The following is a 16,069-nucleotide window of genomic DNA, read 5'->3' on the forward strand; positions in this document are numbered from 1 at the left end:
CGTTGTTCAGTGTGATATGAGAAGTCATCTTACAAAGTATAAAATAAGTCATTTTTCCTAATACTTTCTTATTTTTACAATAGATGCGTCACGATTTGTGGATTTTTTCGGGCATTCCCAAAAATAGACTGTCTAAAAGAAGTATTACTATCCAAAAGTTCATATTTATTAATACGCTGTTTCATTTTTGAACTTAACCAATGCAACGAAAACGCTTCAAATTTTACAGGTATTCATTGACGTCTCTACGTTCTTAAGAATATTTTAACCCTCGCAGGACTTGGACGTTTTTCGGTCCGATCAGCTTGAGGTTGTAGTCATGAACGCTCCCGTATTGCTCGCGCAGCTCGCCGGTTCCACCACGCAGACCCCGCCGTCTCCGAAGAACCTGAAGCTCGAGAAGCCGCAAAATGGGCAGGCCGTGACCGTCCATCTCGACGGAAACACCAAGCTCGATTTCTCGGATGTCGCGAGCGAGAAGCTGACCTTCGTCAAGGTCGGCGAAAAGCTGATCGTCCTTTTCGACAATCAATCGACCGTCACTGTCGATCCGGTGTTCGATTCGCTGGGCAGGCCGCTTACGGATCTTGCGTTCGACATGGGGTCGAACCGCACGCTTACGGGTGATGAGTTCGCGCAGACGTTTCCGATCACCACCGATCAATCGGTTCTGCCTGCTGCGGGCAACGCGGGCCCGACGGGCGGCGCGAATTTCACCAACGCGTCAGTTGATCCGCTGTCGACGCCGAATCCGCTCGATCTGCTTGGACAGGAAGAGCTGCCGGGCATTCAGTTCGGTGTTCAGAGCGAGGGCGTGAACACCCAACCGACCGCAGGCGTGAATGCGGATATCGTTCTGGATGAAGACGGCATTCCGGGTGCCAACGGCAACCCGGGCGGTACGGGCGATATCGATGCTCCGTACACCGTCTCGGGTGTGCTCGCTCATAACTTCAATGCGAATGGGCCGGGAACGATCGACTTCGCCGCGATGAACGGCACGACGCAGGTCGTCAACGGCATCACGGTGAATTTCGCATGGAACGACGCCACGCATACACTGACCGGCAACGACGGTGCTAATGACGTCTTCCAGCTTGTTGTGACCGACCCGGTGAACGGCAATTTCACGGTGACCCTACAGCACGCGCTGCTGCATCACACGACCGGCGACAATGTCGAGGGCAACAGCACGTTCGTCCTGACATATACTGTCCACGATTCCGACAACGAAGTCGTCAACGGCACGGTCAATCTGGTCATCAATGACGACACGCCGACGGCGCAAGCCAGCACGCCGAGCGACAGCACGCAGCCGTCCGGAGAAGGATCAGAGGGGACGATCACGCTCTATGCCAAGCTTGACGACGAAGGTCAGGCGAACGGCAACCAGGATCCGTTTTACAGCCAGCAGGGCGACACCGTCGGTCACGCGACATCGGTCTCGGGCAAGCTGAACTTCAGTGCCGGTGCCGATGGCATCGGTTCGATCGCTTTCACCAATCAGGCCGGTAGCCCTGCTCTGGCCGTCACGGACAGCAACGGCAATCCGGTTGCCCTGCAGGCCATCTGGGTCGACGGCAATGGCGTCGCCCACATCGAAAACGTGACGTTGTCATGGAATGCGGCGACCGGAACATTGTCCGGCACCAGCCTTCACTATCCAGAAGGCACGCCGGCGTTCACGCTCTCGGTCGATGCAACGGGTAACTATACGTTCACTGCCAATGCACCTCTGGCCCATCCGTTGACGGATGATCCGGCGACTGCAGGAACGACCGAGACGTCCTTCGAAGACAATCTCAACCTGTCCTTCACCTACACGGTCACGGACGGTGACGGCGACAAGGTGAGCGCCAGCCTCACGATCACTGTAAATGACGATGCGCCCGTGGCAACAGACTCGGTGCCGACGTCGATCACAGCTCCGGATGGCGGGGGCGACGGCCCGGTATCGGCGCGCGTTGAAGCCGGCGTTGTGCTCGACGATGAAGACCAGGCCCACGGCATTTCTGGCGGTGACGGGAATGGCGACGACGGCGCCGGCAAGACCGCCTATGGCACCCTGAATTTTTCGGCCGGTGCCGATGGCGTCAAGCAGATCGCGTTTGCAGAGGGCGTTTCGCTCGGAGCAGAGAGCACCGACACGCTCAATGTCATGTATGTCGATCCGGTGACTGGACATGGAAGCCCGGAAGCCGTCACGCATTTTGTCTGGACTGCGGACCCGGTGACGGGCGGTGGCGTGTTGCAGGGATTCACCGTCAACGGTCATTTCGATAGCACGCCGGTCTTCACGCTGACGGTTCTCAACGCGGCAGGCGATTTCAAGTTCGAGCTCAACGCTCCGCTCGAGCACCCGATCACCAATACTGAGGACAATCTTGAACTGTCCTTCACCTATACAGTTACGGACGGTGATGGCGATCAGGCCAGCGCACATCTCACTATCAATGTCGACGACGACATGCCGAGCATCAACGGCGGTGGCGAACAGCCGGCCAAGATCGTCCTCACGGTGAACGAAAACGATATCGACACCGCATGGTCGCACGGCACCAGTCCGCATGATGGCGCGGGCGATGGCTCGCTCACGGAATCATCCGGCGCCGCGGTTGTCTCAGGCTCGCTATCGACGATCGTCAGCGCCGGTGCAGACGGTCTGGGTAAGTACGGATTCACGGACGGCGCCAAGGCGTATTTCGAGTCGCTTCATCTGTTTTCCAAGCAGACGGCGCTGCCGGAAAATGGGCTCGAACTGACCTATGCCATCACGACCAGCGGCAATACGGTTGTCCTGACAGCGAGCGAGCCTGACACCCCAGGTCCCGGCAATACCGGCAATCCCGTATTCTCGTTCACCCTGAACACCGATACCGGCGAGTTCACCTTCCGCATTTTCGATGAACTGATCCATGTCGCGCCAGGCACGGGCGCCGACTCGGACTACGCATTGCGGTCCGGTGCGTCGGGCTTCATCGACGCGCTCGACTTCGGCAAAATCATCACGGTCACCGACGGTGATGGCGATACGATCACTCTGGATGGGTCTGTGTTGATCAAGATTCACGACGATGCGCCGGTCGCCGACATCCGCCTGCGCTCGGAATCCGTCACGATAGACGAGACGCCCGGCAATCAGCACGACGACACCAATTTAAACGCCGTGCGCGCGCTGTTCACTACAGTTGCCAATCAGGGCAACGACCCGGATGTGAACGGGAGCGGCGCGATCAACTATGCGCGCAGTGATGACCCCGTTGTCACCAACAATTCAGATGTCGGCGCCGATGCGCCCGCCCTCGGCCAGCATTTCTCGCTGCAGATCAACGGCATCAGCGGGCTTGATTCCGGATTGAAGCTGACAGACGGAACGTCGATCCATCTGGTGATGGACAGCAGCGGGCGTATTCTCGGCGTCGTTGACACCGACACGGCCAATCCCTCGCTGTCCGGCAAGACCGCCTTTGCGGTCGTGATCGACGACAACGGCTATATCAGCGTAGCGCAGTATCTGTCGCTGCAGCACCCGACGGCGCCGAACAGCTATGACGAGACGGTCAATCTGTCCGGCAAGATCAACGCTGTCCTGACGATTACCGATTCCGACGGTGATGTGTCGACGGACACCGTGAGCGTCGGCTCCAAGATTCTGTTTGCCGATGACGGCCCGAGCGTCAGCGCAAGTCTCAAGAACGATTTTGGCGTCACGGCCGATGAGACGGCTGGTTTGCAGAACAATGACGTCACAGGCCCGTTGGCCGTGTTTGCCGGGGTGTCGAGCCCTGGCGTTGATCCTGACCGGGCGGGGGTGCTTGCCTATGCGCAGAGCAGCGTATCCGCGCTGAGCGTCAATATCGACTTCGGGTCCGATGGCGCCGCGACGACGGGTTCCGTCGTCTATTCGTTGAAGCTCGGCAATGGCAGCAACGATTCCGGACTGGATGTGACGGACGGTCACAGTATCCGGCTGTCTCTGGAGGGTGGTCTGATTGTCGGCCGCGTCGATGGCGGCACCTTCAACGGCCAGGCAGCATTCGCGATCGCGATCGATCCTGCGACCGGCAAGATTTCAGTCGTCGAGTATCTGTCCATCGAGCATCCGAACACCAGCAATCCGGATGACTATGTCGCGATTGCCAACGGCAAGATTTCCGCAGTTGTCACTGTCACCGATGGCGACGGCGACAAGGACTCGGATTCCGTCGATATTTCCGGCAAGATTCGCTTTGAGGACGATGGTCCGAGCGTTGCGATCAATACGACTTCCGCGAAGGTCGTCCATGACGAGACCCCGGGCGTACAGACGACACCTGCAGGCAGCCAAAATGATGTCAGCATCTCGGATTTGCCAGCGGGAGTTCTGGCGCGGTTCGATGCCGTCGCCAACAAGGGCGTCGACACCGATGTCGCCAGCGGCCTGCGGGATCACGGCGCGTTGGGATTTGCGACCAGCACGGCAGCTCTGGTAGCCGTTACCGCGGCATTCGGCGCCGACGGTCAGGCGACAAGCAACGCCCAAGTGCTGGCGCTGGCCATCAACGGCGGCAACGGCGCGGATTCCGGCCTGAAGACCACCGATGGCCACCGCATCTACCTGTTTCTTGAGAATGGTCTGATCGTCGGCCGCTACGATGGACCTGATAGCAATTCATCAGTCAGCAACGGCCCGGGTTCGACTGACCCCGCAGCTTTCGCCATTTCCATCGGACAGGATGGCAAGGTTAGTCTGGCGCAGTATGTTTCGCTGCAGAATCCAGTCAGCGGTTCCAGCCACGACGAGGCGGCAACCGGCCTGAAGAATGTAATCGCCACTGTGACTGTCACCGATGGCGACGGCGACCAGGACACGGATGCCGCCGATATTTCTGGACAGATCCAGTTCCAGGATGATGGCCCGACGCTGTCGCTGACGTCGCCTGTGGCTCTCAACGGGCTCGATTTCGGGACCTTTACCCCGAACGGCAATGTCTGGGGCAATGGCAGTGGCACAGCCACCGGAACCAACGGTGGCTGGACGATCGGCGATGCAGGTTTGGGCGGTGGCGGCGCGTTGCAGCTCGAGCGCGTCGGCGACGGCTATCTCGGTATGCATTCGTCGACCAATGGTTACATGATCGACCTCGATGCGTCGGCCCGTGACGTGTCGATCACCCAGGTATTGAATGGTTTGGCGCCAGGCCAGACCTATGACCTGCGTTTCGAGGCTGGTGCGCCGTTTCCGGGTATGGCCCATCTGCAGGTCTATTTCGGCGGTGTGCTGGTGAGCGGCGGAGATATTTCCCCGACCGGCCAGATGCAGGGATACAGCCTCACGCTGATCGGCGGATCGGGCAATGGCTCGAACCTGCTTGAGTTCCGCGAAACCGGCTCGCCCGACAACCAGGGCACCTATCTCGCCAATGTGTCCGTCGGCGATATCGTGATCGACGAAACGTTGGGCAAGCAAAGCGATTCCAATGAAGTCGCTGCCAATAACCTGTTTAGCAGCGTTGCAAACAAGGGCTTTGATCCGGACATGTCCCCCGCACAGTTCGCGGCGGGAACAGCCCCGGTCGTCACCGTGACGGCAAACTTTGGCGCGGATGGCCCGAAGGGCGGATCGGCCGCGGCCGGCACGGCGTTCGAACTGCTGACCACGTCCGGCGTGGATTCAGGCCTGACAACCACGGCTGGTCAGCACATCTATCTGTTCAACGAAAACGGTCTTGTCGTAGGACGTTACGAAACCACCGGCAATAACGTCGTCAATGGCAATGATAGTGCTGCTTTCGCGTTCCGTATCGACCCGGCCACCGGTGTGTTGTCGGTAGTGCAATATGTGTCGCTGCATCAACCCAATACGTCGAGCCATGACGAAGGGGTCTATCTCAACGCCGGCTCGTTGACGGTTCGCGTCACCGTCACCGATGGCGACGACGACACGGCCTCGCAGACCGCCGACGTCTCGACCCGTATCCGTTTCGATGACGACGGCCCGACGGCCGTGCTCTCCGCCTCGGCCAACCTGATCATTGATGAAACGAATGGTCAGGACATCGGCACGCAGGATGTGCCGCACGCCGCCGGCGCGTCGGTGTTCAGCCTGTTCAGTGCCATTTCCGGTACGCCCATCGAAGTCGCGCAGACGGCAGGTTCGGCATTCTCGATCGCCGGCACCTCTTACGGTGCTGACGGGAAGGGCGCTGCAAATCCCGTCTATGCCCTGAGCGTATCGGTTCAGGGGGTGGATTCCGGTCTCGACGCCACCGATGGCCGAAGCATCTTCCTGTACAAGGAGGGCAACCTCATTGTCGGTCGCGAGGGGGATGTCGGCGGAGCCGCGAATCCCGCTGGCCCCGTTGCCTTTGCGATTTCACTCGACAGCGCAACCGGCGTGCTGACCGTTGCCGAATATATCGCGCTCTATCATGCGCTTCCCACCGACCCCAACGAGTCTCTCAATCCGCTGACGCTGCTCACCGGCACCGTCAAAGCGTCTGTCACCGTCACCGATGGCGATGGCGATACGTCCACGGCAACCATCGATCTCGGCGGCCAGATCAAGTTCCTGGACGATGGACCGAGTGTGCAGCCTGTTGGCGGCGATCTCGCGATCAATGGCAACTTCGCCCAGGGCAACTGGTCGTCTCCGCAATACTGGGGCACGTCTGCTCCGCAGGGCTCCGTCCCCGGCTGGACGCTCACGGGCGATCCGTCGGACAACCCGGGGAACATCCAGTTCGAGCGTCAGGCTGAGGGCTTCGATGGCCTGCATTCGTCGAACGGTCTTGGCATGATCGATCTCGGCGCATCGCCGGGCAACTATCAGCTCTCCCAGACCTTCGATGCGCCCGGGCATACGCTGGTCGGCGGTCAGCAATACACCATCAACTTCGAAGCCGGCGCGCCGTTCCCGCAAACTGCGTTGCTTGAAGTCTATTGGGGCACCACGCTGATCGGCGTCATCGACACGACGAAGTCGTCGGGCACCCTCGACAAATACGGCTTCATCGTGACGGCATCCGCGACGGCCAGCGACAACAAGCTGTCGTTCCATGAAGTCGGTCAGGGCAACGCGCCGCTCGGCGGCGACAACCAGACCGAAGGCTATCACGGCACCTATATCGCCAATGTCAGCGTCTTGGCTGTCAGCGCGGTTGTTGACGAGGATGGCCTCGCGCATGGGATCCATGACAGCAACCAGATCGGCGACGCTGCCACGAATTCGGCCAGCGTCACCGGTGTGCTCGGCGTCAACTGGGGCGCGGACAGCTATGACGTGGCGGATGCCGGTGGTCCGCAGGACGGTGTCGGTCGCAGCCTGACATTCACGAATGCAAGCGTGACCGTCGGCGGCACGTCCGCTCTGACGTCGAACGGTGCAACGGTGCTGTTCCAGCTCACGGACAACGGCACGCGCCTGGTCGGCTATGTCGAGAACGGGACCGCCAACAGCGGTTACGGCAACGGCGATCGCCTCGTTTTCGAAGTGAAGCTCTCCGACGACGGGACCGGTTCTTTCCAGTTCAACCTGCTTGGCAATATCGACCATGCGGCTGGCGGCAACGAGAACGACATCACGCTGGCCTTCAACTACACGGCGAAGGACTCAGACGGCGACACTGCAAGCAGCTCGTTCATCGTTGGTATCGACGACGACAGGCCTGTGATCACGGCTGCGGCCGACGTGCTCAATATCGATGAATCCTTATTGCACAGCGACGCTAATCCCTCGGGTATCAGTCAGGCGAAGGCCGGGTTCCTGCATATCAACTGGGGCGCCGACAATGGCGCTGCGAAGCATCTGGAATTCGCCAAGGATCACGACGGCCACGTCATCGGCCCGGCGCTGAAATCCGGTGGCGAGTCGCTGGACTATTTCGTCCGTTTTGCCAGCGATTCCAAGGGCAACGAGCAGATCATTGCCGTGAAGCACGGTGACGATCCTTCGGTCGAGGCCAATATCGTCTTCAGTATCACGCTCTATGAGCAGGGTGAGGGTTACTATACCTTCGTTCAGTATCAGCAGATCGACCATGCCGGCACTGGAACGGACACGACCGTTCTCAACTTCACGATCAACGCCTTCGATTCCGACGGTGACGCGGTGCAGACCGGCCTGACGATCAATGTGAAGGACGACGTTCCTCACGCGTCCATCGTGTCGACCGGCAATGCCGTGATCATCGATGAGACTTATGGCGATCAGAGCCTGACCAATGATGCCCTTGGCGACGCCAACACCCCGATTACGTCCATTTTCACCAACCTCGGTACGCCAATCGAAATCGCCCATGGCAGCGGGGCCGTGGTCTCATTCACCGGCACCTATGGTGCCGACGGGCAGGGCACTGCGCCGGCATTCGGCGTCACGGTCAGCGCAGCAGGTGTCTATTCGGGCGTGAATGCGACGGACGGACAGAAGGTGTTCCTGTATCAGGAAGGCGGGCTGGTTGTCGGTCGCGAGGGTAGCGGCAACACCGCGAATCCGTCCGGCGCAGTCGTGTTCGCGATCTCGATCGATCCGAACTCGGGCGTCCTCACCGTGGTGGAATATTCGGCGCTCCAGCATTCGGACGTTACCGATCCGAACGAGAGCTCGTTGCCGCTGACGCTCGCCAGCGGTGTCGTGCAGGCGACTGTGACCATCACCGATGGCGACAACGACTCGTCGACCGGCTTCACCAGCATCACTGGCCAGATCAAGTTCCTGGACGACGGCCCGAGCGTGGTTGCCGCGACGGATCTGATCGTCAATGGCAGCTTCGAGGACGGTCTCGACGGATTGAACAGCGGCCAGTGGGGACTGTACCACGCGATCACCGGCTGGACGACGCCGACGGGCGTCGCCGGCACGGTCGTGCCGTTCGAAATCCAGAATGGCACCTTCGATGGTTTCGGCGCTCACCAGGGCGGCGCGAAGCTGGAGCTCGATTCCGACGTCACCGGTGCGAACAGCCAGTTTGGCGCGCATACGGTGGCTGATGGTGGTACCGATCACTACAACGACTCCGGCCACACCAATGCGATCGTCCAGCAGGGCGTGACGACGGTTTTGGGCCAGACCTATGTCCTGACCTTCTGGTATTCGCCGCGCGCCAATGAGGGCGATGCCGATAGCGGCAGCATGAACGTGCTGTGGAATGGCGCGGTCGTGAAGTCGGTGGACTCGTCCGGCATGACTCCGGGCCTTTGGTATCAGGTCTCCGTCGTGGTCACCGGCACCGGTGCCGTGAGCGGCGACGTGCTGGGCTTCCAGGGCACAGGCCAGGAGAATTCGCTCGGCGCCTATATCGATAGTGTCAGCCTGATCTCGACTGCAGCAGCCGCAGTCGACGAGGATGGTCTGCCGAACGGTGCCCATGACAGCCAGGCCGGCGATATCGTTGTTGTCGATGGCGACGGCGACGCCAATGAGTCGACGGCCACGGGCCAGCTCGGCATCAAGTGGGGTGCGGACAACTTCAATGGCGGCACCGACGGTCATGTCGGCGGCAACAGCGCAGCCGGCTTCGTGCAGGATGCGTCCGGCCGCAGCGTGACCTTCACCAACAGCGCGATCGCCGTAGCCGGCGGCACGCTGACGTCGCATGGCGACACCATCGTGCTGGAGCTTTCGCCGGACAAGACGACGCTGATCGGCAAGGCCACGCATGGCGGCGTGATCCGCACCGTGTTCGAAGTGTCGCTGTCGGACGACGGCACCGGCGCGTTCCGCTTCATCCTGAAGGATTCGCTCGATCAGGTGAGCGGCGGCCGCGAGAACGACATGACGCTGTCGTTCAACTTCACCGCCACCGATTCAGACGGTGATACGGCGAAGGGCAGCTTCACGGTTCTGATCAATGACGACGTCCCGGTGGCGCTCGCCGACACCGACGCCGTGACGGAAGGCCAGATTGCGACCGGCAATGTGATCACCGGCGTGGATACGACGTCGCACGTCGTCGACAAGACGGGCGCCGATGGCGCAACCGTCACGCAGGTGACCAGCGCCAACACGAGCAATGTTGCGACCAGCAGCAATGGCGTCCTGACCATCGTGGGTCAGTACGGCACCCTGACGCTGAACCCGGATGGCAGCTACAGCTATGCCGCCAACAAGAACATCAGCAACGCGTCGCCGGTCACCGATACGTTCAGCTATACGTTGACCGATGGTGACGGCGACACGTCGTCCGCGACACTCGCGATCGCCATCAGCGACGGTGCCAATCCGACCGTGTCCGGTACGGCCTCGCTCACCATGAACGAAGCTGCGCTCGATACCGCGCAGGGTGGCCAGGATATCCTGGCTGGCCTCGTCACCGGGTCCTCACCGTCGAGCACGGCCGAAACGGCGCAGTCGACCGGCCTGACCTTCACGGCGGGATCGGACAACATCACCGGCGTGACCTTCGGCGCGACCGCTGGCATCAACGTCAGCGGCGCCACGGGCTCCTTCACCTGGGTTGTCAATGGCTCCGGCCAGCTCGAGGGCCATATCGGCAATGCCGGTGGGCCGGTCGGGATCATCCTGTCGATCAGCGGCACGACCACTGCGGCGGCGGGCGGTACGGCGTCGCCGACGATCACGGCAACGCTGACCGACAACTTCCCGCATGCCGCAAGCTCGGGCGACGTCACGATCTCGGGCGTCACCGTTGTGGCCACCGACACCGACGGCGATACCGTCGCCGGCGATGTCTCGATCACCGTTGTGGACGACGTTCCGACCGCACACAACGATTCCGACACGACGGGGGCAGGGACCAGCGCGACCGGCAATGTGATCAGTGGCGATCTGACCGGCGATCCCGCTGGTGGCAAAGACACGGTCGGTGCTGACGGTGCGCATGTCACGAAGATCGTCGGATACAACGGCGCTTCGGATTCAGAGGCCGACGGTTCGCATAACTTCCAGGTGGCCGGCCATTACGGCAATCTCGTTATTCACGAGGATGGCTCTTACACCTACACCCGCTCGAGCACCGCGGTGGATGCGGCGACGGACACGTTCACCTATACGCTGACCGACGGTGACGGCGACACGACGACGGCGACGCTGTCCATCGATCTCGGACAGCAGAACCTGCTGGTGGTTGGCTCGAACGTGAACGACGTCTCGGGTGCAACTGCCACGCACACCGTTGCCAGCCCGATCGCCGATCACGGCGTGGTCTCAGGTGAAGGCGGTCAGGACATCCTGGTAGGCGATCCAGGCGGCGCGACTGCTGCCGTAGCCGGCAAGGTCGCGAATTTCGTGTTCGTGCTTGATAATTCGGGCAGCGTCGATGACAGCCTCGCGCTGATGAAGACGTCGGTTGGCAATATGCTTGCCTCGCTACGCGACTCGCATGGGCAGGACATCCGTATTCATCTGGTGTCCTTTGACGAAACCGCGACCGATCTCGGCACATTCGACATCGTTCAGGGCGGCGTCATCAACACTGCTGCCTACAATGCCGCGATCGCTGCAGTGAGCAGCATGGATGGCGACGGTAGCGGCACGAACTACGAAGCTGGTCTGCAGGCCGCACAACTCTGGATCCAGGGTGGCAGCACGTCGATCGCGGTGGACACGCAGATATCGGCGTTTGACGCCAATGCCGGAACCGGCAGCGGCAACAATGACACTGCTTATATTATCGGCCACGGCAATACCCAGATCGCGCTGGTGTCTGGGTGGACCGCGCCGGAGACGACGATTGGTTCGCTTAAGAGCGTCGAGGGCAGCATCTCGGGTGGCTGGAGCCCGGGTTCTCAGCTGGAATCGGGAGAGGTCCTGCGGTTCGATTTCGGAGCTCTCACCGACTTCGACGGTGCAGGCAGCTATCCTAACGGGGTCACCTTCAACGGCGTTCCGGTTCTGACTGCGACGTTCACCCTCGACGACAATAACGGATCGGGTAGCACCAATTTCGCCTATACGATCCACTTCGTCGGCGGCGGCACGCAGAGCGGCACGGCAACGGTGAACAGTGCAGCCGATGTCACGCTGGCGGGCAGCGGCGGCAATCTCGGCAGCCTGATCGATTACGTCGAATTCTCCGTCACCAACGGTTCGGGAGAAGGCGACATCGACCTGCAGTCGATCACCACTCCGGTCACCGCGGGCACGCTGCCTAACGCGACTGTCAATCAACTCGTCTTCGTGTCGGACGGCGAGCCGAACGAAGCGCTTGACGAAAATGGCAACATAATCTCGACCAATGCACAGACCGCGATCAATCACATTCTGGGCACCGGTGGCGACACCACCAATGAGGTAGGAGCTATTGAGACCGACAGTGATGGCGCGGGCCGCGATCTGGCATTCACCATCGAGGCATTCGGACTGAATGGTGCGCTCAGCATTCTCGGTCAGGTCGAAGGTTCCGGCGGCAGCGCAACGAATCTGCCCAGCAACGGCACCGGTCTGACGACGGCTTATGCCGGGGTTATTGCGGGCCTCGCTGGAACGCCGGCGTCGGTGCTCGCGGCCGGAAGCGATACGATCACCGGTAAGGGCGGCGACGACATCATTTATGGTGACGTGCTGTTCACCGATACGCTGGCCGTTGCCAAGGGCATCACCACATTGGCTGCGGGCTCCGGCTGGGCCGTGTTCGCACTGCTCGAGACTGGAGCTGTGGCAGGGTCGAACTCATGGACCCGCGCCGACACGTTGGCTTACATCCAGTCGCATCAGGCCGAACTCGCCGGCGAAAGCGGCCGCAGCGGCGGCAATGACACGATTAATGGCGGCGCCGGCAACGATGTCGTCTATGGTCAGGAAGGTGACGACCAGATCACCGGCGGCGCCGGCAATGACCAGATCCATGGTGGCAGCGGCAACGACACGATCTACTATGCGGTCGGCGACGGCAACGACGTCGCGGACGGTGGGTCGGGCAGTGACGTTCTGGATATCACCAACAACGGTGGCGCACAGGTCTTCAACATCGGCACGATCACCGGTGGTGCGGAAGTGGTGCCGACCACAGGCGCCAATGCGACCGACATCCGGGTGTCCTACAATGGCGGCGCGTCGACAATCCGCATGGACGGGATTGAGGATATCGTCGTTCACCTCGGTTCGGGCGGCGACGCCGTCAACGTCACGACCTCGCTCAACGGCACCGCACTGGATGTCTCGACCATCAACATCGTCGGTGGCGCGGGCGACGATGTCGTCAATCTGACCGGGCGCGGTGCCGGTGACATCCACCGTGTGGTCGCCGATGGCGGCGCCAATACTGCAGGTGGCGATACGGTGAAACTGGATTTCGCCTATAGCGCCATCACGAGTGTGTTAGCGGTGACTGGCGGTTTCGAGATCACGCATAACGGCATCACCGACGTCTTGACCAATTTCGAGAACTTCCAGTTTACGGATGTGACGCAGACCTACGCGCAGTTGGGCGCTGGTCCATCGGCACCGAGCATTGCTTCGGTAACGGACAACGTCCCGCCCGCAAATCCTGTAACAGTTGCTCCTGGTGGCTACACGAATGATCCAACCCTGACTGTCGAGGTTTCGCTATCGGGAACCGGCGCGTTGGCCGGCGACCGCGTGCAATTGTATAACGGGGCGACGGCTCTGGGCTCTGCAGTGGTGCTGACGGCTGCTGATATTGCGGCGGGCCACGTCGACGTGACGACGCCTTCGCTCAACGATGGAACTTATCAGCTCAACGCCAAGATCTCAGATCTTTTCGGACACACCAGCACTGCCTCGTCAAATTATGCGGTCATCGAAGATCACACCGCGCCGGCGGCGCCTGGCACGCCTGATCTTTTGGGCACATCGGACACGGGTTCGTCGAACACGGACAACATTACCAAAGACAACACGCCGACCTTTACGGGCACGGGTGTCAACGGGACGACGGTGACGCTGCTGGATGGTTCGACGGTGATCGGTTCTGCCGTGGTTAGCGGTGGCACCTACAGCATCACGACGTCGGCTCTGCTGGACGGCGTGCACAGCATCACGGCAACGACGTCGGATACGGCGGGCAATGTCGGGACTTCTGCGGCACTGTCGGTCACGATCGACACGACGGCGTCGGCGGTGCCTGGCACGCCTGATCTTTTGGGCACATCGGACACGGGTTCGTCGAACACGGACAACATTACCAAAGACAACACGCCGACCTTTACGGGCACGGGTGTCAACGGGACGACGGTGACGCTGCTGGATGGTTCGACGGTGATCGGTTCTGCCGTGGTGAGCGGTGGCACTTACAGCATCACGACGTCGGCTCTGCTGGCCGGCATGCACAGCATCACGGCAACGACGTCGGATACGGCGGGCAATGTCGGGACTTCTGCGGCACTGTCGGTCACGATCGACACGACGGCGCCGACGATTTCCAATCTTGTCGCGACAGAGGCCGGCATCAGCTTCGATGTCTCGGAAACGGCGACGCTGTCGGGAACTGCCGGCTCGACCGTCTCTTCAAACGTCAATCATTTCACTTTGACGCCGACGGCGCAGCTCTCGGCTCAGTCGGGTACGGTGGCTGTTACCGATGCTGCCGGAAACGTGACCGATGTGATTGGCCTCTATGTCGGGACGAATAATGGCAACGGCACGTCTGGTTTTCCGGTCCAGGCAGCACTGCCTGGCGGCACGAATGTATTGTACGGATTTGGCGGAAGTGACGTCCTGACCGGTGGCAGCGGCGTGGACTATATCTACGGCGGCGCCGGGAACGATACAATCGATGGAAATGGCGGCGCGGATGTGCTCTCCGGAGGCGCGGGCGCTGATAACTTCCAACTGGCTAATGGCGACTGGGTGGCCGGCGAGTCGATCGATGGTGGAGCTGATAGCGACACAATTACGCTGACCAATGGGACGGCGGTCGACTTCAGTACCGGCACGATCAGTAATGTCGAAATCCTGACAGGGAGCTCGGGCAATGACACCGTTACAATGTCAGCCCAGCAGCTTGCGGGGTTCACGACGATCAACCTCGCTGACGGCAACGACACGTTAACACTCACCGGCGGGTTCACGGATACGAGCGATGCACAGCTTAGCGGCATTGAAAATGTAGTGTTGACGACAGGCGGAACGCTGAATCTGTCGCATCAGGCCGAAAAGCTCAACATCACGGGGTCTGCAGGCAATGATACGATCACCGGTGGTTCAGGCGACGACACGATTAGCGGTGGAGCCGGCAACGACACCTACGTGTTCGGTCTCGCCAGCGGCAGTGACACGATCAACGAAACGAGTGGTACCGATCGTATCCTGATTGCGAGCGGTGGTGCCGCACTGACCTCGTTGAACGCCTATGACGACAATACAGGCACTAATTCTGGTGACCTGGTGATCCAGTTCAACGGTCAGTCGATTACCATCAACAATCAGTACAGCAGCGACGCGAATTTGAAAGTTGAGTCTATTTCGTTCGATGGCGGTTCGGTGTCCGGATATGATCTCGGCAGCGAATCCTATCTGATCAATAGCTTGGACCCAACCAATAGCGGCGGCCAACGTGTCATCAACCTGGCGGCGTCGACTGCCGACAACTTCATCGCGGGTGAAACCGGAACGTCCGACAATATAACGGGCGGCAGCGGCCGTGACCTGATCTTCGGCGGTGGGCAGAACGATGTCCTGAACGGCGGTGCCGGCAATGACTTCCTCAATGGCGGTGCCGGCGTCGACACGCTGGTCGGCGGCGCTGGCAACGATACGCTCACCGGCGGCCTAGGTGCTGATACTTTTGTGTTCAATGCTGGCGAGTACAGCGGCGGTCCCAACAGCAGCGTTGATACGATCCTGGACTATTCGTCGGCTCAGAGCGACCAGATCGACCTCACAGGTCTTCTCAATGGGCTTTATGGCGGAAGCCAGATCAGCAGTAATGTTCGATTGTTTGATGGGAGTGGCGGCAACGTCTCGATTCAGGTCGATGTCAATACCGGCCCAGTTACGAATTGGCAGGACGTTGCAACGCTCGTAGCATTCGATACGAGCGCAACTAACTCAGTCAATATCGTACTGAACAACATGACCAATCAGCATCAGACCTACACGACCTGAGAGGTCTGACATTGAATGGAAGGAGGTCGCGCCTGACTGGGCGACCTCCTTGCGTTTGAGGCGTGC

At 60.4% G+C, this 16,069-nt stretch carries 1 protein-coding gene; it reads left to right on the top strand.

The genetic code is table 11. The features are described from left to right. Positions 1-319: 319 nt before the first annotated feature. Positions 320-16,003, top strand: coding sequence for a DUF5801 repeats-in-toxin domain-containing protein (locus AB8B20_RS32040; protein ID WP_439071093.1), 15,684 nt, complete (start codon positions 320-322; stop codon positions 16,001-16,003). Positions 16,004-16,069: the final 66 nt, after the last annotated feature.

The sequence above is a fragment of the Tardiphaga sp. 866_E4_N1_4 genome (assembly GCF_052076075.1).
In the GTDB taxonomy this organism is placed as follows: domain Bacteria; phylum Pseudomonadota; class Alphaproteobacteria; order Rhizobiales; family Xanthobacteraceae; genus Tardiphaga; species Tardiphaga robiniae.

Coding starts and splice junctions, on each gene's coding strand:
- AB8B20_RS32040 (WP_439071093.1), top strand. CDS start 320: ATGAACGCTCCCGTATTGCTCGCGCAGCTCGCCGGTTCCACCACGCAG.